The sequence below is a fragment of the Rossellomorea vietnamensis genome, from assembly GCF_001305855.1.
GTDB lineage: Bacteria > Bacillota > Bacilli > Bacillales > Bacillaceae_B > Rossellomorea > Rossellomorea vietnamensis_A.
In genome coordinates this window covers 289,294-309,075 of sequence record NZ_LIXZ01000003.1, presented here as the reverse complement: position 1 = coordinate 309,075, position 19,782 = coordinate 289,294, and the positions used below count along the sequence as shown (strand labels likewise).

The following is a 19,782-nucleotide window of genomic DNA, read 5'->3' as shown; positions in this document are numbered from 1 at the left end:
CTCACGTTTGACTGACACCCAATGTGATAGACAGTTCCAACTTTTTAGGTAAAGGGTCCTGCATGGAGGGCAGCTTGAGGGACGGACCTCTCGTCTCCCCTTCCAGAGCCCGGACTGAAAAAGAGATCATACAGCTATTCCACATACGAACCTCTCCTCATCTACACCATCGCAGGAGGGGTTTTCTTAAAAAAGGGGGCTTTTTCAAGATGAAAGTATTAGTGATCGGACGTGGCGGCCGCGAGCATGCCATATGCAAGAAGTTAGCGGAAAGTGAAAGTGTGACTGAAGTGTTCTGTGCACCAGGTAATGCAGGGATTGAAAGCGTCGCAACAAATCTCCCGTACAGTGAATCCGACGTGAATGCACTGATTGATTTTGCCAAGAAGGAGGGTATAGCGTATACGTTTGTTGGCCCTGAGAATCCGCTGCTTGATGGAATCGTCAACCGTTTTCAGGAAGAGGGTCTGAACATATTCGGACCGACGAAAGAAGCGGCGATTATCGAAGGAAGCAAATCGTTCTCGAAAGAGTTAATGAAAAAGTACAATATCCCAACGGCAGCGTATGAAGTGTACACAAGTGTGGAGAAAGCGATTGAGTATGTGAAGGAAGTCGGCGCGCCGATTGTGGTGAAGGCAGATGGATTGGCGGCAGGTAAGGGTGTTGTCGTTGCGGAAACAGAGGAAGAGGCTATTAGTGCATTGGAGGAAATGCTTCTGGATGAAAAGTTCGGGGAAGCCTCCTCGAAAGTGGTTGTGGAAGAATGCTTGTTTGGAGAAGAATTTTCACTCATGGCTTTTGTAAATGGTGAATCGGTATATCCCATGGTAATCGCACAGGATCATAAACGTGCGAATGATGGTGATCAAGGTCCGAATACAGGCGGTATGGGTGCATATTCCCCGGTGCCTCATATTTCGGAAGAAGTTGTGCAGGAAGCGATTGCAACTGTCCTTCACCCGACTGCTCAAGCGATGGTGAAAGAGGATCGTTCCTTTACTGGAATTTTATATGCAGGGCTGATGCTGACAAGTGAGGGCCCGAAAGTGATCGAATTCAACGCGCGATTTGGAGATCCGGAAACGCAGGTAGTACTGCCGCGTTTGGCTTCTGATTTCGGACTTGTAGTGAAAAACATCATCGAAGGCAAGCCTGTCGATTTGGAATGGTCGGATGAGGCGGTCCTTGGGGTGGTGCTGGCAGCAGAAGGTTATCCAGGTGCCTATGAGAAAGGGATCCCACTGCCTGATCTTGAAAAGTCGATGGACGATAAGACTCTGGTTTATCATGCAGGAACCGAATTCAATGACCAAAATACCCTTGTTTCAAATGGCGGAAGAGTGTTACTGATCGCTGCCTCTGCTCCCACTGTAGAAAAAGCGCAAACCGCTGTTTACGAAGAATTATCCAAAGCAGACTTCAAAGGCTTGTTCTACAGAAGAGATATCGGCCGGAAAGCTATCGAACACGTCTCTTCCTAGATTTACGAACATACACATAAGCAATGGCGACGATGCCGCCGATCAACGAAAACAAGACATACGACATATCCGTTAAATATTCCCAAAACAATACAAACAACTCCTTTATTTAAAGATGGATGCAGGATTGCCGAGGGACGGACCTCGGCAATCCTGCCATTTATGAGGGACCCGATCAACAGAATCCCCGTTGTTACGGGATTTCACAGCACGACATGTCCTTAAAGACCCTAAGAATGAAGGTCCGTCCCTTTAGAACCATTCAGCGCTTCCTGGACTTCCTGGTTGGTGAGTTCTTCTGGGTTGAAGTTGGATTCTTTTTTGGTGTGTCTCAGCGGGTCTTGGTTGTGTTCGTGAGTTTGTTGGTGCCCGCTATCTGTGTGATCCTTACTGTCGGATTTCAGCATGTCTTTAAAGTTCATCATATCCTTTGCTTTAAATCCTCCAAAACCGCCGTTTTTGCCTTCTCCATCTCCGCCTTTTTCAAACAGGGCAGTGACAGGGCAATAACGCAGGATCCCTTCTCCGACTTTCATGGCGCCGATTACTGCCATGACAAGATAAGAGTCTCTCCATGGACGTCTTGCAAGCTTTGATGTACTCCAGGCCAAAATGGTAAATCCAACTGTGATGCGGATCAGGGCATTGATGATCCCGATGTTTGATGATACTTTCATTTGTAAATTCCTCCTTAATCGAAAATTCACATAATTGTTGTAAACCTTTAATGCGTTAAATAGTAAAATATGTTAACATAAATTGAAACTTAAACTAATACCATTCCACTAGAGGAGTGTTCACATTGGAACAGCGCTACAGATGGAAAAACAAACAACTGCGAGAACATGTGCAAGTACTGAACGGAGAATTGTCTCCCAGTCTTCTTTTAAAGAATGCAACATACCTTCACTCGACGTTAAAGAAATGGGTGCAGGGACATATTTGGATTTACGGGGACAGGATTGTCTATACTGGTGATCAACTCCCGGAAAACCTTGAGCAATGCGAAGTAATGGACTGTCACTCACAGTACCTCGTTCCCGGATATATCGAACCGCATGTACACCCGTTTCAGCTTTATAATCCCCAATCTTTTTCCAAGTATGCATCCCAAACCGGAACAACGACATTCGTAAATGATAACCTGATGATGTTTTTACAATTGGAAAAAAAGAAAGCGTTTACTTTATTGAGGGAGTTCAGCAAAATGCCGGTCACGATGTACTGGTGGACGCGTTTTGACTCTCAAACCGAGATGGTGGATGAAGAGGTTACGTTTTCAAATGGGGAAGTGAAATCGTGGCTCGAACATGATTCGGTGCTGCAGGGCGGAGAACTGACCGCGTGGCCGCGGCTCCTTGAAGGAGATGACCTGATTCTTCACTGGATGCAGGAAACCAAACGGATGGGGAAAATCGTGGAAGGGCATCTTCCGGGCGCTTCCGACAAGACGATCGCCAAGCTTCGCTTATTAGGAATTGATGGTGATCATGAGGCCATGACGGGTGAGGATGTATACAAGCGCCTGATTCAAGGGTTGACGGTTACACTGCGTCATTCATCGATCCGACCGGATTTACCGGCTCTTTTAGACGGGCTGAGAGAAAAAGGCATTGATTCATACGATTCCCTTCTATTTACCACAGATGGATCGACACCGGGATTCTATGAACAAGGTGTGCTGGATTTCATGATCAAAAAGGCCATCGACAAAGGCATACCGCCGATCGAAGCCTATAACATGGCGAGTTACAATGTTGCCAATTATTACAATATCACTCACCTGCACGGGATGATCGCTACAGGCAGAGTCGCTAATATTAACTTTCTTTCTGCAAAGGATGATCCGACTCCCGTTTCTGTGCTTTCCAAAGGCACATGGGTCCGTAAAGACGGCGAACAGATGGAAGACCTCACCGAAATCAATTGGGGACAAAACGGCTTCACGCTGTTATCCCTTGATTGGGAAGTGGGATATGACGACCTCCAATTCTCCATGCCGTTCGGGATTGAAATGGTGAACGATGTCATCACCAAGCCTTACTCCATCTCCATCAATCCATCAGAGGAATTGCTTGACTCGGACCATGATCAATCATTCCTCATGTTATTGGACCGGAATGGAGAGTGGAGGATCAGCACCATGATTAAAGGATTTTCTAATGGTGTGATGGGATTTGCGTCGTCTTACTCCAATACAGGGGACATTATCCTGATTGGAAAAAGCAAGTCCGACATGATTGCAGCCTTCAACAGGATGAAAGAAATCGGAGGCGGGATCGTTCTTGCGGAGAACGGTGAAATCCTGCACGAGATTCCCCTGCCATTAAGCGGACTTCTGTCAGTGAAGGAAATGCCCGAACTGATAGAGGAAGAAAAAACACTTAAAGGCTTGTTGAAAGAGAGGGGTTACCGCTTCACAGATCCGATTTATACATTGCTGTTCCTTCAGTCCACTCATCTGCCCTATATAAGGATGACACAAAAGGGAATCTATGATGTAATGAAGAAAACGGTACTCTTTCCAACAATAATGCGTTAAAATAGTAAAGTAAATAGGGGTGTCAAAACATGCTGAAAAGAGCTTTGATTATTGCGTTAAGCTCGTTCGCACTTGTCGCATGTAGTTCAGATAAAGAGATAAAGAAAGAATCTGATAAAGAAGCCGCAACTCCAGCGGTGAAAGAAGAGACAGGCGTAGAAACTGAAGGAATGAATCAGTACCCTTTAACAGGGATGGCTGAAAAGGAAGAATCCATGAACCGGGCGATCGCCGTGATGGTGAATAACCATCCGAAGGCCCGCCCGCAATCAGGACTGTCAAAAGCGGATATTGTGTATGAAGTGTTGGCCGAGGGGGATATCACCCGTTTCTTAGCCATTTTTCAAAGCAGGATGCCGAAAGAAATCGGCCCTGTCCGAAGTGCCAGAGATTACTATATAGACCTCGCAAAAGGATATGATAGCTTGTATGTCGCTCACGGATACAGTCCTGAGGCGAAAGAAATGCTGACCAATGGTTATATCGATGACCTAAACGGAATCCAATATGACGGGACGCTATTTAAGCGTGCAAGCTTTCGGAAAGCCCCTCATAATTCCTACATCACATGTGAACATATCAAAGAGGGAGCGGAAAAGAACGGCTTTGATATGGAACGGCCGCCTGATGCACTGAAGTTCAGTGATAAGGGGGCAATTAACGGGGAAACCGCCAATTCCGTAATGATTTCATACAATCATAATCCCCTGTTTAATGCTGTGTATGATTTTAACGAAAAAGAAGGCCGATACGAGCGCTTTTCAAATGGAGAGCAGACCATCGAATATGAGTCGAAAGATCCCGTCCTGATCGAAAATCTTTTCATCGTGGAAGCTCCACATAAGATTGTAGATGACAAAGGAAGACGGGATATTGACCTCAAATCGGGTGGAAATGCTTACTTGATACAGGAAGGGAAGCTCCGGAAGCTTCAGTGGAAGAATGTGAATGGCCGGATCCTTCCGTATGAAAAGAATAAACCGGTGAGCCTGCGAAAGGGCTCGACGTGGATCAATGTCATTCCAAGCTCTCCCGGGTTGACGGGTTCAGTATCCTATCAAGAATAGAAGGAAAAAAGGAGTCTTTTTAATGCAAATAAATAAACTAAGAGGCAAGGAGCTGGATCAGTTATTCAACGCTGTTCTTTCCCTGCAAAACCTAGAAGAATGTTATCGTTTCTTTGATGATCTGTGTACGATCAACGAAATTCAATCTCTTGCCCAGCGCCTTGAAGTCGCACGTATGCTGCAGGACGGGAAGACGTATCACAAGATTGAAACCGAAACGGGTGCAAGTACGGCAACGATTTCACGTGTGAAGCGCTGCTTGAATTACGGTAATGATGCTTATCAATTGGTGTTGGATCGTGTACACGAGGAAGAAAAATAAAACAAAGGCCGCTGTCTATGACGAGCGGTCTTTGTTTTTGTGTGAATGTAATTCTTAACATCGGGCGAGTTAGTGCGACACCCATCCACTAATGATATAATACGTTAGATGGATGTATGAATGGAGGAACAGAGCATGTATGATGTCCAAGAGTGGCGCCATGTGTTTAAACTAGATCCGAATAAGACAATAAATGATGACGATTTAGAAGCAGTATGTGAATCGGGAACAGACGCGATTATCGTAGGGGGAACGGACGGTGTAACCCTTGAAAAGGTTCTTGATTTGATGGCACGTGTGAGACGATATACGGTTCCTTGTATTCAGGAGGTATCAAATTTGGAGTCGATTACTCCTGGCTTCGATTTGTATTTCATTCCGATGGTGATGAACAGTCAGAATATGAACTGGGTGACGGGTTTGCATCACCAGGCTGTGAAGGAATATGGAGAAATCATGAATTGGGACGAAATCCTTGTAGAAGGATATTGTATATTGAACCGTGACTGCAAAGCGGCAAAGGTGACGGAAGCGAACACAGACATTTCAAGTGAAGACGCTGCGGCTTATGCTATGATGGCAGAAAGAATGTTCAACCTGCCGATCTTTTATCTTGAGTACAGTGGTACATATGGAGATGTTGAAACGGTAAAAGAGGTAAGGGATTCACTGGAAAACACGACATTATTCTACGGCGGGGGAATTAAAACCCGGGAGCAGGCGAAGGAAATGGCTGCTGTATCGGATGTTGTCGTCGTTGGAAATGCTGTATATGACAATCTGAAAGAAGCTATAAAGACGGTAAAAGCAGTTAAAGGATAAGGGTCGAACTGGAGATCCTTCCCTGATTAATATATAATAGAAATACAAATATAGAACATACGTTCGTTATGGTGGTGTTTAGACTATGCAATTTTTGACTGATCGACTGTTGAATGGAATGAATCCCGAACAGGCAGAAGCTGTGAAAGCTACGGAAGGGCCGTTACTGATCATGGCAGGGGCAGGCTCGGGGAAGACAAGGGTATTGACGCATCGGATTGCGTATCTGATGGTAGAAAAAGGCGTCAATCCTTACAATATCTTAGCGATTACTTTTACCAATAAAGCGTCGAGAGAGATGAGGGATCGTATTGAAAACATCCTGGGCGGGGCCTCTGAGAATATTTGGATCTCGACCTTTCACAGTATGTGTGTGCGAATCCTGAGACGCGATATTGATCGAATCGGGATGAACCGTAATTTTACGATCCTTGACTCTACTGATCAGCAGTCGGTGATCAAATCGATTTTAAAAGAAAAAAATATCGATCCGAAGAAATTTGATCCCCGTTCGCTTTTGGGATCCATCAGCTCTGCAAAAAATGAGCTGACGACTCCGGAAGAATTGTCCAAGCAGATAGGCGGCTATTATGATCAAGTGGTCTCTGATGTGTATACAGAATATCAGAAGCGGTTACGCAAGAATCAGGCTCTCGATTTTGATGATTTGATCATGACGACGATCCAATTATTCCAGCGTGTACCGGAAGTATTGGAATATTATCAGCGGAAGTTCCAATACATCCACGTGGATGAGTATCAGGATACGAACAGGGCACAGTATATGCTCGTGAAGCTGCTTGCCTCCCGTTTTCAAAACCTGTGTGTCGTCGGGGATTCGGACCAATCGATTTATCGCTGGCGCGGCGCGGACATTGCCAATATCCTTTCTTTTGAAAAGGATTATCCGAGGGCGACCGTCATTTTCCTGGAACAGAACTATCGTTCAACGAAACGGATCCTTCAGGCTGCGAATGAAGTCATCCAGAAGAATTCAAATCGTAAACCGAAGAATCTCTGGACAGAAAATCATGACGGTGAAAAGATCTCCTACTTCAGGGCGGATACCGAGCAAACCGAAGCTCAATTCGTCACAGGTAAAATCAAAGAAATGATGGAAACCGGCAAGCGGAAGTATTCTGATTTTGCCATCCTGTACCGTACGAACGCACAGTCCCGTGTCATGGAGGAAGTACTTTTAAAATCAAATATCGAATACTCCATCGTCGGCGGCATCAAGTTCTACGATCGTAAGGAGATCAAGGATATCTTAGCGTACCTCAGGCTCATTTCGAATCCGGATGATGATATCAGCCTTCAGCGTGTCATTAACGTTCCGAAAAGGGGAGTAGGGGCAACGTCGATCGATAAGATTGCCCGTTATGCACAGGATCATGATATTTCCATGTTCAGGGCTCTCGCAGAAGCCGACTTCATCGGACTCAGCCCCAAGATAACCAAAGCCGTGATTGAATTCATGGAAATGGTGAAAGGCTACACAAGTATGCAGGAGTATCTGTCTGTAACCGAACTGGTAGAAGAGATTCTTGAAAAGTCAGGCTACACCGATATGCTGAAAGCGGAAAAGTCCATTGAGTCTCAATCAAGGCTCGAGAACTTGGACGAGTTCCTGTCTGTAACGAAAAGCTTTGAACAATCCAATGACGATAAGAGCCTCGTTGCATTTTTAACGGACCTTGCATTAGTCGCCGACATCGATAAGCTTGATGAGGATGATCAGCCGAAAGACTCCGTGATCCTGATGACCCTGCACGCAGCTAAGGGTCTTGAATTTCCTGTCGTATTCCTAATGGGAATGGAGGAAGGGGTCTTCCCTCACAGCCGTTCCCTTATGGAAGAGGACGAAATGGAAGAAGAACGCCGTTTGGCTTACGTGGGGATCACCCGTGCCGAAGAACAGCTCTTCCTGACCAATGCCCAGATGAGGACGCTCTTCGGACAGACGAAGATGAACCCGGTTTCCCGTTTCATCAATGAAATTCCTGCAGACTTACTGGATGATGTGATGGCAGAGAAGAAAAGTGCCTTCACTCCTTTCGGGAAATCAGCGGCTAAATCACCTTCCCGCCCTGCTCCTCGGAAGCCTGTTGCACGTCCGGTTCAAACCACTACGGGTGGAGAATCCGTTGCATGGCAGGTCGGGGATAAGGCACAGCATAAAAAATGGGGAACAGGAACGGTTGTCAGTGTGAAGGGATCAGGAGACAGTGTCGAGCTCGATATCGCTTTCCCGAGTCCGATGGGAATCAAGCGTCTCCTGGCCAAATTTGCTCCAATTGAAAAAGCATAACATGTCTGAAGGGATTCCCTTCCGGCTATAACCGAATATAAGCAAGAAAGGGTTGTGGAAATGGATCGACAATCAGCCGAAAAGCGTATCAATGAACTCCACGAACGATTGAATCAATATAATTACGAATATCATGTGCTGGACAAACCATCTGTCCCGGATTCAGAGTATGATCAACTCCTCAGGGAACTCATTGAACTCGAGGACCAATTTCCTGAATTGAAATCAGCCGATTCCCCGTCACAGCGTGTTGGTGGAACGATTCTAGACTCTTTCGAAAAAGTCGAACACAGAACGCCGATGCTGAGCCTTGGAAATGCCTTCAATGAAGAAGATCTTCGTGACTTTGACCGCCGGGTCCGCCAAGCGGTCGGGGAGGACTTCTCCTACGTTTGCGAGCTGAAGATCGATGGTTTGGCCGTTTCTCTCCGGTATGAAGACGGGGCGTTCGTCCAAGGGGCTACACGAGGGGATGGATCCATAGGTGAGGACATCACATCGAATCTGAAAACCATTCGTTCCATCCCGTTAAAAATCTCGGAGAATATGTCCTTCGAAGTCCGAGGGGAGGCATTCATGCCGAAAGGATCCTTCGAAGCACTGAATAAGATCAAAGATGAAAAAGGGGAAGAACCCTTTGCCAATCCACGTAATGCGGCGGCAGGTTCACTCCGCCAGCTCGATCCGAAAATCGCGGCATCCCGGAATCTCGACATTTTCCTATATGCCCTGGCCGATATCGGGGATACAGGAATCGACTCACATAGCGAGGGACTGGATACGCTTGATAAGCTGGGGTTTAAAACAAACCCAGAACGCAAACGGTGTGCGACCATTGAAGAAGTTCTTGAATTTGTCGGCAAGTGGACGGAAGAACGTCCGAATCTGTCCTATGACATTGACGGGATCGTCATCAAAGTCGACTCCCTTGATCAGCAGCAGGAACTTGGAACGACAGCGAAAAGCCCCAGATGGGCCATTGCGTTCAAGTTTCCTGCCGAAGAAGTCGTCACGGTGCTGAAGGAGATTGAATTAAGTGTAGGACGTACAGGCGTCGTCACGCCAACGGCAATCCTGGAGCCGGTCCGTGTAGCCGGAACGACCGTCCAGCGTGCATCGCTCCATAATGAAGATCTGATCCGAGAGAAAGATATCAAAATCGGTGACCACGTCGTCATTAAAAAGGCGGGGGACATCATTCCCGAAGTCGTCAATGTACTCGAAGACAAGAGAACCGGTGATGAACAGGAATTCCTGATGCCGACTCACTGTCCGGAATGTGAAAGTGAACTTGTGCGACTGGAAGGGGAGGTGGCCCTCCGCTGCATCAATCCGAAATGTCCTGCACAAATCCGTGAAGGGCTCATTCACTTTGTATCCCGAAATGCCATGAACATCGATGGACTGGGTGAAAAAGTGATCAGTCAGCTGTTCAGGGAAAAATTGATTGAAGACGTAGCCGATTTATACAGACTGGAGCGCGATCAACTTCTTCAGCTGGAACGGATGGGCGAGAAATCCGTTGATAATCTATTAGAAGCCATTCAAACGTCGAAAGGGAATTCCTTAGAGAAGCTGTTATTCGGCCTTGGGATCCGCCATGTCGGAGCCAAAGCGGCGAAGACGCTCGCTCAGGAATTCGGCACAATGGACAGACTGATGGACGCCCGTAAAGAAGAGCTGACGAATGTGAATGAAATCGGGGATAAAATGGCCGACGCCATCGTCGCTTACTTTGAAAACGATGAAGTGAAAGAACTCATTCAGGAGCTGAAAGATGCCGGCGTGAACCTTGAATACAAAGGGCCGAAGCCTGTAGCAGCAAGCGACGTCGACTCGTACTTTGCAGGCAAGACCGTAGTCCTTACAGGGAAAATCGAACGATTGAGCCGGAATGAAGCAAAAGAAAAAATTGAAATGCTCGGTGGGAAAGTAACCGCCAGTGTCAGTAAGAAAACCGATCTTGTCATCGCTGGGGAAGAAGCGGGATCGAAGCTTACGAAAGCAAATGATTTAAATATAGAAGTCTGGGATGAGGATAAGCTGATGGAAGAACTTAACCGATAAGAGGTGTGACGAGGAATGAAAAAAGGGATTTCGGTCGCTCTCTCCGCATTAGTGTTGCTGGGAGGTTGTGCTCCGACATTTGAGAAACAGGATCAGGTCGTTCAGGAAAATCATGATAGCGAAGCCAAGAAGGCGATTATACCAAGCTTCCAAATTTCGAAAGAATATTACAAGACGATGCTTCCGTATGAAACGAGTAATACCCGGGGCGTAGTCGTAAATGATCTGGGATCAAGATACGATATCAATGAAATCGAGACGGGCCTGTTGAGGGTTGCTCAAAATCGATTTTCGACAGATGAATACTTTTTCAAAGAAGGTCAATTTCTGGACAAGAAAACGGTGGATAGCTGGCTGCAAAGGAAGTACACAAGTGATCAGCTGAAGGAAAAGGGTCTGAAGGAGTCTGAAAACGTGGGGCTTAATCCCGTGCAGGCAAAAGGGGACAATGCCCCCATCTATTTGGCCCATGTCGTTGAACATAATTACTTAATGAAAAAAGAAGATAACAAGGTACGTCTTGGTGGAGTGGCCATTGCCCTGTCCCTTAATTCTGTTCAATATGAGACCAATATGTCAAATGGTACAAGAACAGTAAAAAATATTTCCAATGAGGTTTTGAAAGAGCAGGGAGCGAAAATCGCGGGTGAAGTACTCAACCGCCTTCGTCAGAAAAAAGAACTCAAAAATGTGCCGATTATGATCTCCCTTTATAAGCAGGCTCCGAAAGATCAAGTCGTACCTGGTCACTTCTTTGCCTACACAACGGTGGAATCGGGCCAAAACGGCATTCAGGACTGGAAAGGGATCAATGAAGATTATTATTTATTCCCTTCCCCGGAAGCCCAGGAGAACCACCCGAACGATTACAAAGTCTTTAACGAACTGAAAACGGACATTGAAAAGTATTTTCCCGTCTACACAGGACTGACAGGACAAGCGCTCTATCAAGATCAGAAGCTGTCCAAGATGGAATTCGAGGTGGCCCTATCCTTCCAAGGGAAAGCTGAAACCATCGGATTCGCCCAGCATCTGACCAACATGATCGGCAAACAGACCCCGGACAGCTGGGACGTAGAACTCCTCGTCTCCTCTTCCTACGGACCGGAAGCCCTCATCGTGAAGAAGCCGGGCAGTAAAGAAACCTATTTACACATTTACGAATAAGCAGAGAGAGAACTAATCCAGAAAAGGGTTAGTTCTTTTTTTTGAGGGAAGGACCTATTGTATTTCCAAAAAAATGAAACTATCAGGTCGATTCGTGCGTATAAAGATTAGTGAATAAATCGAGTGGAACCGAAGGAAAGACTTTTATATACAAAATTGAAGAATCAGGAGGTAGCGGAGATGATGAGTTTTATCGCTCTTATAGTGGCTGGAACGTCCCTGACATTTGCATCGCTTGTCTATGAACAGAATAAAAAAATGGAAAAAAGAATGAAGGACTTGGAGAACAAACTATAAATATTGAGATGGTTACTGAAGGTCCGTCCCTCACCGCTTTCGTGCGATGAGGGACGGACCTTTTTGTTATTTCAAAACTAATGCGAAAATTGTCGAATGAAAATTTTGAAAAAATGGTTCCAAATTCAATCCATCTGTTATACAATACAAACATGTTAATTAATCTGTATTATAACAATGAAGTTTGTTTAATACCCTTAAGGAGTGAATACGTTCTATGTCGACTCAAATGGTTGGTATCAAGGTAACCGGGGAACTAAAACCGGGCTTTGATGAAATGTTATCCCCGGACGCACTGCAGTTTCTAGAACAACTGGAGCGCCGGTTCGGAGAGAAGCGCAAGGAGCTGTTACACAACAGAGAGAAGAAGCAGGAACGGATCAATGATGGAGAGATCCCTCGCTTTTTACCTGAAACAGAATCGATTCGCCAGAGAAAGTGGAAGGTAGCTCCTATTCCGGAAGCACTGCAGGATCGAAGGGTGGAGATCACGGGACCGGTTGATCGCAAGATGGTCATCAATGCTCTGAACTCCGGAGCGAAATGTTTCATGGCTTGCTTTGAAGATGCCACCTCACCTACATGGACGAACCTCATAGAAGGACAAATCAACCTCCGAGACGCTGTACACCATACAATAGACTTCGAGACAAACGGGAAGCGTTATGAATTAAACAAAGAGCAAGCGGTTTTAATCGTTAGACCGAGAGGACTTCACTTGGAAGAGAAACACATCGAACTGGATGGGAAGTCACTTTCAGGATGCCTTGTCGACTTTGGGTTATTCTTTTTCCATAATGCGACTCATTTAACTTCACTGAATAAAGGCCCTTATTTTTACTTACCTAAATTAGAAAGCCACGAAGAAGCCCGTTTCTGGAATGAAGTATTTGTCTTTGCTCAGGATTATGTGGGGATTCCCCAAGGGACGGTTAAAGCGACGGTGCTGATTGAAACCATTACAGCGGCGTTTGAAATGGATGAAATCCTTTATGAGCTAAAGGAACATTCAGCAGGATTGAATTGTGGAAGATGGGATTATATCTTCAGTTATATCAAAAAGCTTCGGGAGCAGGAGAATGTGATTCTCCCCGATCGTTCATCGGTCACGATGACGGCGCCATTTATGAGAGCATATTCCCTGCTTACGATTAAGACCTGTCACAGAAGGGGAGCACCGGCAATAGGCGGGATGGCGGCACAGATCCCAGTCAAGAATGATCCGGTTAAGAATGAAGAAGCGTTCAATAAGGTGAAAACAGATAAAGAAAGGGAAGCGCGTGATGGTCATGATGGAACGTGGGTCGCGCATCCTGGTCTTGTACCGGTTGCCATGGAGGCATTCAATCAGGAAATGAAAAAAGCGAACCAGATCGAAGAGAAAACATTACTGGAACTGGAAGTATCGGAACAGGAGCTTCTCGAAGTTCCTCACGGAGCGATAACTGAAGAGGGGGTCCGCATGAATATTAATGTTGGCATTCAATACATTTCATCCTGGCTGAGCGGCCAAGGAGCGGCACCGATTCACAATCTGATGGAAGATGTGGCCACGGCTGAAATCTCACGGGCCCAGCTATGGCAATGGATCCGTCATCCGAAAGGGATACTCGATGATGGCCGGAACATCACAAAGGAACTCTACGAACAGCTGAAGCAGGAAGAACTGACCAAACTCAAAAGCCAACTGGGAGAAGATCGATACAAGGAACGCCGGTTCTCCGAAGCTGTCGACCTGTTCGACCAGCTCATCCGGAATGACCAGTTCACAGACTTCCTCACCATCCCAGGCTATCAAATTTTGTAAAGAAATTTGTAAAGGGACGGACCTAATCATATAAACGCTCGTAAACCAGGGATAATCACTTTATTAAGTTACCACTTCACCTGGATGAGGGACGGACCTCATCCAATGACGCAAGTCCATTCATCAAACTTACACCGGTATGTATAAAAACAAATAAGGGGAGATTTAATATGGTAAAAGCAAATAACGAACGTGTAACGGCACTGCAGGAAAATTGGGAAATGGATCAACGATGGAAAGGGATCACCCGTCCTTACTCAGCAGAAGATGTTATTCGACTAAGGGGATCGATTGATATCGAACACACTCTTGCACGCCATGGTTCTGAGAAATTGTGGAATCTTCTTCATGAAGAAGATTATATCAATGCTCTTGGCGCTTTGACAGGAAACCAGGCGGTCCAACAGGTGAGAGCCGGACTCAAAGCCATTTATCTAAGCGGGTGGCAAGTTGCAGCTGATGCTAACCTTTCAGGACATATGTATCCCGATCAAAGTCTGTACCCGGCAAACTCCGTCCCATCCGTTGTAAAGAGGATCAACCAGGCCCTTCAGCGCGCCGATCAGGTCCATTATGTAGAAGGGGATGAATCGATTGATTGGTTCGTGCCGATTGTTGCCGATGCAGAAGCGGGATTCGGTGGACAGTTGAATGTATTCGAATTAATGAAAGGGATGATTGAAGCAGGAGCGTCTGCGGTCCACTTTGAAGACCAGCTTTCCTCGGAGAAAAAGTGCGGTCATCTGGGAGGAAAGGTGCTTCTTCCTACTCAAACTTCTGTAAAGAATCTTATTTCTGCCCGTCTTGCTGCGGACGTAATGGGCGTACCGACTTTAATCGTTGCCCGTACAGACGCCAATGCCGCGGATTTGATCACAAGCGATGTCGATCCGTATGATGCACAGTTCATCACTGGTGAACGTACGCCGGAAGGCTTCTTCCGTACAAATGCCGGACTTGATCAGGCGATTGCGAGAGGTCTTGCGTATGCACCTTATGCAGATCTTGTGTGGTGTGAAACGTCAGAGCCGAGTCTTGAAGAGGCTCGCCGGTTTGCAGAAGCGATCCATGCTGAACATCCAGGAAAATTACTGGCTTATAACTGTTCCCCGTCCTTTAACTGGAAGAAGAAATTGGACGATGAAACAATCGCCAAATTCCAAGTGGAGCTCGGGAAGATGGGCTATAAATTCCAGTTCGTCACACTTGCAGGCTTCCACGCACTGAACCACAGTATGTTCGAACTTGCGAGGGGCTACAAAGATCGCGGTATGGCTGCCTATTCACAGCTTCAGGAAGCAGAATTTGCCAGCGAAAAGCATGGATATTCCGCTACAAGACATCAGCGTGAAGTCGGAACAGGCTATTTTGACGAAGTCTCCATGGTGATTTCAGGTGGAACATCCTCCACAACCGCCCTGAAAGGATCTACGGAAGCGGCACAATTCTAAATTATTATTAATATACTCATAAAGGTCCGTCCCTCAACAGTGAGGGACGGACCTTTATATGTTTCTAGTACTATGGGAGTGAATATGTGAATAAAGTAACTTTATATAAAAATTCATAAATATACTATTGATTTTATTAATATACAATCATATAATTAGACCTAATTTAAATTTATTGTTTGGGGTGAGAGGTATTGGATGTTGGTATTGTTGGTAGTACTGGGTATAGTGGTGTGGAGTTGTATCGTCTGTTGTCGAATCATCCGAATGTGAATGAGTGTATTTTGTATTCATCTTCTCTGGAAGGGAGCTCATATTCGGAACAGTATCCGCATTTATCGGGTCTTTCCCATGAAAGAGTGAAGCCGATCATGATCGAAGAGATGCAACAGCTTGATTTCGTCTTCCTGGCAGTGCCTTCCGGCGTTTCAAAGGAGCTTGCTCAGAAGCTCATAGGAAAAAAGGCGAAAGTGATCGATCTTTCAGGAGACCTGCGTTTAAAGGATCCGGGTGAATATGAAGAATGGTATAAAGAAGAATCTGCTCCGCAGGATGTTCTCGAGAAAGCCGTCTATGGACTGACTGAAATCAATCGATTCGCTATCCGGGAAGCAGAGCTGATTGCGAATCCCGGCTGCTTCCCGACGGCGACCCTGCTGGGGCTGGCTCCTCTCTATCAACAGGATCTAATAGGTCCCCGCTCCTTGATCATCGATGCCAAAACCGGGTTATCCGGGGCGGGAAGAAAAGCGACTCAATCCAGTCACTTCTCCGAGACCCAGGAAAATCTACGAATCTATAAGGTCCATCAGCATCAGCACACTCCAGAAATTGAACAGCAATTGAAGGAGTGGAACAGTGAAGCGGGCCCGATCACACTCACAACCCATCTCATTCCCATGACCAGAGGGATCATGGTGACGATGTACGCCGACTTAAAGGACACCTGCACCACTGAGCAGTTACATACCCGCTATCAAAGCTTTTATGAAAAGCATCCATTCGTCAGGCTTCGTCCGGTCGGAGAGTTCCCGAGCACCAAGGAAGTATTCGGCACGAACTTCTGTGACCTATCCATCAAAGCAGATCCACGGACGAACCGGGTGACGATTGTATCCGTGATCGATAATTTGGTAAAGGGAGCGGCGGGGCAGGCGGTTCAAAATATGAACGTGATGCTGGGGTTGGACGAAGTGACCGGTCTCCATCACTATCCAATTTATCCATAAGAGGGGGAGAATCAATGAAACTGGTAAAAGAAGAAACAGTGAAACCTATCAAGGGAGGAACGATCCTGTCACCTCTTGGATACAAGGCAGGGGGACTCCACACCGGCCTTCGATATGCAAAGAAAGATTTCGGAATCATTTACAGTGAGAAACCTGCACAATGCGGAGCGGTTTATACGCAAAGTCATTTTCAAGCGGCTCCTCTCAAAGTCACCCAGGAAAGCATCTCACAATCTCAGACACTACAAGCAATCGTCGTCAATAGTGCCATCGCTAATGCGTGTACAGGTGAACAGGGGTTGAGGGATGCGTATCAAACGAGGGAATGGACCGCCGAACGGTTCCAGATTCCCGAAGAGTACGTCGCCGTTGCATCCACAGGTGTCATCGGGGAATGGCTTCCAATGGATAAGATGAAAAAAGGCTGCAGTGAAATCCAGGTCGATGCGGGCCCGGAAAGTGCCCAGTCTTTCCAACAGGCCATCCTCACGACGGATACAATCGAGAAATCGTCGTGCTATCAGGTAATGATCGACGGGAAAACCGTCACCCTCGGAGGCTGTGCGAAAGGCTCGGGGATGATTCATCCCAATATGGCGACGATGCTCGGCTTTATTACAACCGACGCCACCATTTCATCGGACGTACTGCAGACTGCCCTTAAAACAGCCATCGATCAATCCTTTAATCAAATCACCGTGGACGGGGAAACATCCACCAACGATATGGTCATCAGTCTGGCAAATGGCATGGTGGAACATGTTGCCCTTCACGAGGATCATCCTGACTGGACTCACTTTCAAAAAGGATTGACGCTTTTATGTGAGGATCTGGCGAAACAAATTGCAAGAGATGGGGAAGGCGCAACGAAACTGGTGGAAGTGAATGTGACGGGAGCCCGCTCCAAGCAGGAGGCCAATGTTTTGGCAAAAAAAATCGTCGGTTCCAATCTGGTGAAGACGGCCCTCTTCGGTGGGGATCCGAACTGGGGAAGGATCGTCGGGGCGATGGGGCACAGTGGGGTCGACATTAGCCCCCATCAATGTGTGATCCACATCGGGGACACCCTCGTTTTTTCAAATGGGACTCCTCAACCGTTCAACGAACAGGAAGTCAGCGGGTACATGCAAGCTGAACTTGTGAGCATCTCAGTATCACTGCAGAGTGGAAAAGAATTCGGAAAAGCCTGGGGGTGCGATCTTACGTATGATTACGTCAAAATCAATGCAAGTTACCGAACATAAGCCTGTCATTGTAGTGAAGCTTGGTGGGAGTATTCTTCCTGAGTTATCAGCCCATTTCTATAAAAGTATGAAAGATCTTCAGCATCACTACCATGTGATCCTTGTTCACGGCGGAGGTCCTGACATTACGGCAACACTCAAGGATCTTGGAATACAGTGCACGTTCATTAACGGTCAGAGAAAGACTACGAAAGATGTTTTCGATATTGCTGAACAGATGTTAAAGGGCAAGGTGAACAGCACATTGGTTCATCAACTCAACCTTGAAGAAATAAGAGCCATTGGGTTAAGCGGGTACGATGCTCATTTACTCAAGGCGAGTTTCATAGATAAAGAGACTCTTGGGTTTGTCGGGAAAATTGAAGAGGTCAATCTCACGCTGCTTCATAATCTACTATCTCTAAATTACTTGCCGGTGATCGCCCCTCTTGCAACGACAGGCGAAGGAGAACGGGTAAATGTGAATGCAGACCTTGTTGCAGCATCCGTCGCCAAGGCAATGAAGGCAGAGAAACTTGTGTTTGTCACCGATGTACCTGGAATCTTGAAGGACGGTGAACTTGTTTCACGTGTAACAATCGAAGTCATTCAGCGTTATATAGAAGTCGGAGTAATCCACGGTGGAATGATTCCTAAGGTGCAGGCGGCCATTTCCGTTTTGAACAAACATATTAATGAAGTGATGATTGTCGGGTGCCGGGACTCCATCATCCAGGATGGGGAAATGATCGGTACACGAATTACAGAAGGAAAAGAGGTTCAGGCGATATGAGTCATGTATTCCCAACGTATAAACGGTTAGACATTGAATTGGTTTCGGGGAAAGGTACGGAGGTACAGGATCATAATGGTACATCCTATTTGGATTTCATTTCAGGAATCGCCGTCTGTAACTTAGGGCATTCCCCATCTGTAGTAAAAGAAGCAGTGGAGAGACAAATGGATACACTTTGGCATGTATCGAACCTGTTCACGATTACCAAACAGGAAGAGGCAGCCACATTCCTTGCTTCTGCAAGCGGCCTTGATGCCGTCTTCTTTTGCAATAGCGGAGCGGAAGCGAATGAAGCGGCGATAAAGCTTGCGAAGAAACACACAGGGAAAACGAAGATCCTGACCTTTGATCAATCCTTTCACGGCCGTACATTCGCAACGATGAGTGCGACAGGGCAGGAAAAGATCCACAGCGGATTCGGTCCCTTGCTTCCGACCTTTGAATACCTACCATATAACGATGAGGAGGCCCTTTCAGAAGTGGAGGATGAGGATGTAGCGGCCATCATGCTTGAAGTGATCCAGGGGGAAGGGGGAGTCAACCCGGGGACCCATTCCTTTTTGCAGGCAGTTGAAGAGAAGTGCCGTGAACTAGATGCACTGCTCATTATCGATGAAGTCCAGACAGGAGTGGGACGGACGGGACTGCCGTTTGCTTACCAGCACTATTCACTGGATCCGGATATCGTCACCGCTGCAAAAGGACTCGGGAGTGGATTCCCGGTGGGGGCCATGATGGGAAAGAAAGAACTCATCCCATCCTTTTCACCAGGCACACACGGATCGACGTTCGGAGGGAATCCGTTAGCGATGGCGGCAGCGAAGGCAACCATGGAAACCATTTTCGAAGAGGGGTTCCTGAAAGATGTTCAACATAAATCGGAGTATTTTATCCAAGAACTGGCCCTTCAGCTCCAGGAATATCACATGGTCCAAGAAGTAAAAGGGATCGGTTTTATGATCGGTATCTCCTTCAATAAGGAAGTGAGTGATATCATTGCCGAGCTCCGCCAGAATGGATTATTGACCCTTCCGGCAGGGCCCCATGTGATCAGGTTATTACCACCATTGACCGTCACCAAAGCGGAACTCGATCAGGCTCTTCGAATTATAATCCGTACAATCAAGGAACATCAATTAGCCGAAGTGTACTAAAATTTTTTAATGGTAAATGTATAAAAATACTTAAATATAATTA

Annotated in this window: 16 protein-coding genes; 14 read left to right on the top strand and 2 right to left on the bottom strand. The window is 46.4% G+C overall.

Annotated elements, in window-relative coordinates; genetic code table 11:
* Positions 1-209: 209 nt before the first annotated feature.
* A complete protein-coding gene (gene purD, locus AM506_RS06145) occupies positions 210-1,484 on the top strand; it encodes a phosphoribosylamine--glycine ligase (protein WP_060671601.1) in 1,275 nt (424 codons plus the stop codon).
* Here purD and AM506_RS23380 read toward each other — a convergent pair.
* On the bottom strand, positions 1,462-1,575 hold the full coding sequence (locus AM506_RS23380; protein ID WP_324295670.1) for an EYxxD motif small membrane protein: 114 nt from the start codon (positions 1,573-1,575) through the stop codon (positions 1,462-1,464). The two genes, purD and AM506_RS23380, sit on opposite strands and share 23 nt — an antisense overlap.
* A gap of 139 nt (positions 1,576-1,714) precedes the next feature.
* A complete protein-coding gene (locus AM506_RS23375) occupies positions 1,715-2,161 on the bottom strand; it encodes a YgaP family membrane protein (protein WP_082386254.1) in 447 nt (148 codons plus the stop codon).
* Positions 2,162-2,286: 125 nt separating this feature from the next.
* On the opposite strand from AM506_RS23375, the gene AM506_RS06135 reads away from it, so the two are divergent.
* The 13 genes from AM506_RS06135 to AM506_RS06075 all read left to right on the top strand — a co-directional run bounded on the left by AM506_RS06135 (position 2,287) and on the right by AM506_RS06075 (position 19,739).
* Positions 2,287-4,026 carry an adenine deaminase C-terminal domain-containing protein gene (locus AM506_RS06135; RefSeq protein ID WP_060671600.1) on the top strand — a complete coding sequence of 580 codons (1,740 nt, stop codon included), beginning with the start codon at positions 2,287-2,289 and terminating at the stop codon, positions 4,024-4,026.
* 29 nt (positions 4,027-4,055) lie between these two features.
* A complete protein-coding gene (locus AM506_RS06130; RefSeq protein ID WP_060671599.1) occupies positions 4,056-5,093 on the top strand; it encodes a DUF3048 domain-containing protein in 1,038 nt (345 codons plus the stop codon).
* Positions 5,094-5,115: 22 nt separating this feature from the next.
* Positions 5,116-5,415, top strand: coding sequence for a YerC/YecD family TrpR-related protein (locus AM506_RS06125; RefSeq protein ID WP_060671598.1), 300 nt, complete (start codon positions 5,116-5,118; stop codon positions 5,413-5,415).
* Positions 5,416-5,550: 135 nt separating this feature from the next.
* Positions 5,551-6,237 carry a heptaprenylglyceryl phosphate synthase gene (locus AM506_RS06120; RefSeq protein WP_060671597.1) on the top strand — a complete coding sequence of 229 codons (687 nt, stop codon included), beginning with the start codon at positions 5,551-5,553 and terminating at the stop codon, positions 6,235-6,237.
* 85 nt (positions 6,238-6,322) lie between these two features.
* Complete coding sequence (gene pcrA / locus AM506_RS06115) at positions 6,323-8,548, top strand: DNA helicase PcrA (protein WP_060671596.1); 2,226 nt, start codon at positions 6,323-6,325, stop codon at positions 8,546-8,548.
* Between the two features lie 60 nt (positions 8,549-8,608).
* Positions 8,609-10,615 (top strand): NAD-dependent DNA ligase LigA, encoded by a 2,007-nt coding sequence (gene ligA / locus AM506_RS06110; RefSeq protein WP_060671595.1) that lies wholly within the window; start codon positions 8,609-8,611, stop codon positions 10,613-10,615.
* Positions 10,616-10,630: 15 nt separating this feature from the next.
* On the top strand, positions 10,631-11,782 hold the full coding sequence (locus tag AM506_RS06105; RefSeq protein WP_060671594.1) for a CamS family sex pheromone protein: 1,152 nt from the start codon (positions 10,631-10,633) through the stop codon (positions 11,780-11,782).
* A 514-nt stretch (positions 11,783-12,296) separates the two neighbouring features.
* Positions 12,297-13,886 carry a malate synthase A gene (gene aceB / locus AM506_RS06100; protein WP_060671593.1) on the top strand — a complete coding sequence of 530 codons (1,590 nt, stop codon included), beginning with the start codon at positions 12,297-12,299 and terminating at the stop codon, positions 13,884-13,886.
* 170 nt (positions 13,887-14,056) lie between these two features.
* A complete protein-coding gene (gene aceA / locus AM506_RS06095) occupies positions 14,057-15,337 on the top strand; it encodes an isocitrate lyase (RefSeq protein ID WP_060671592.1) in 1,281 nt (426 codons plus the stop codon).
* A gap of 194 nt (positions 15,338-15,531) precedes the next feature.
* Positions 15,532-16,566, top strand: coding sequence for an N-acetyl-gamma-glutamyl-phosphate reductase (gene argC / locus AM506_RS06090; protein WP_060671591.1), 1,035 nt, complete (start codon positions 15,532-15,534; stop codon positions 16,564-16,566).
* Positions 16,567-16,580: 14 nt separating this feature from the next.
* A complete protein-coding gene (argJ, locus tag AM506_RS06085) occupies positions 16,581-17,810 on the top strand; it encodes a bifunctional ornithine acetyltransferase/N-acetylglutamate synthase (protein ID WP_060671590.1) in 1,230 nt (409 codons plus the stop codon).
* Positions 17,773-18,582, top strand: coding sequence for an acetylglutamate kinase (argB, locus tag AM506_RS06080; protein WP_235576049.1), 810 nt, complete (start codon positions 17,773-17,775; stop codon positions 18,580-18,582). The genes argJ and argB overlap by 38 nt, the downstream gene beginning before the upstream one ends.
* Positions 18,579-19,739, top strand: coding sequence for an acetylornithine transaminase (locus AM506_RS06075; protein ID WP_060671588.1), 1,161 nt, complete (start codon positions 18,579-18,581; stop codon positions 19,737-19,739). Before argB ends, AM506_RS06075 begins: the two co-directional genes overlap by 4 nt.
* Positions 19,740-19,782: the final 43 nt, after the last annotated feature.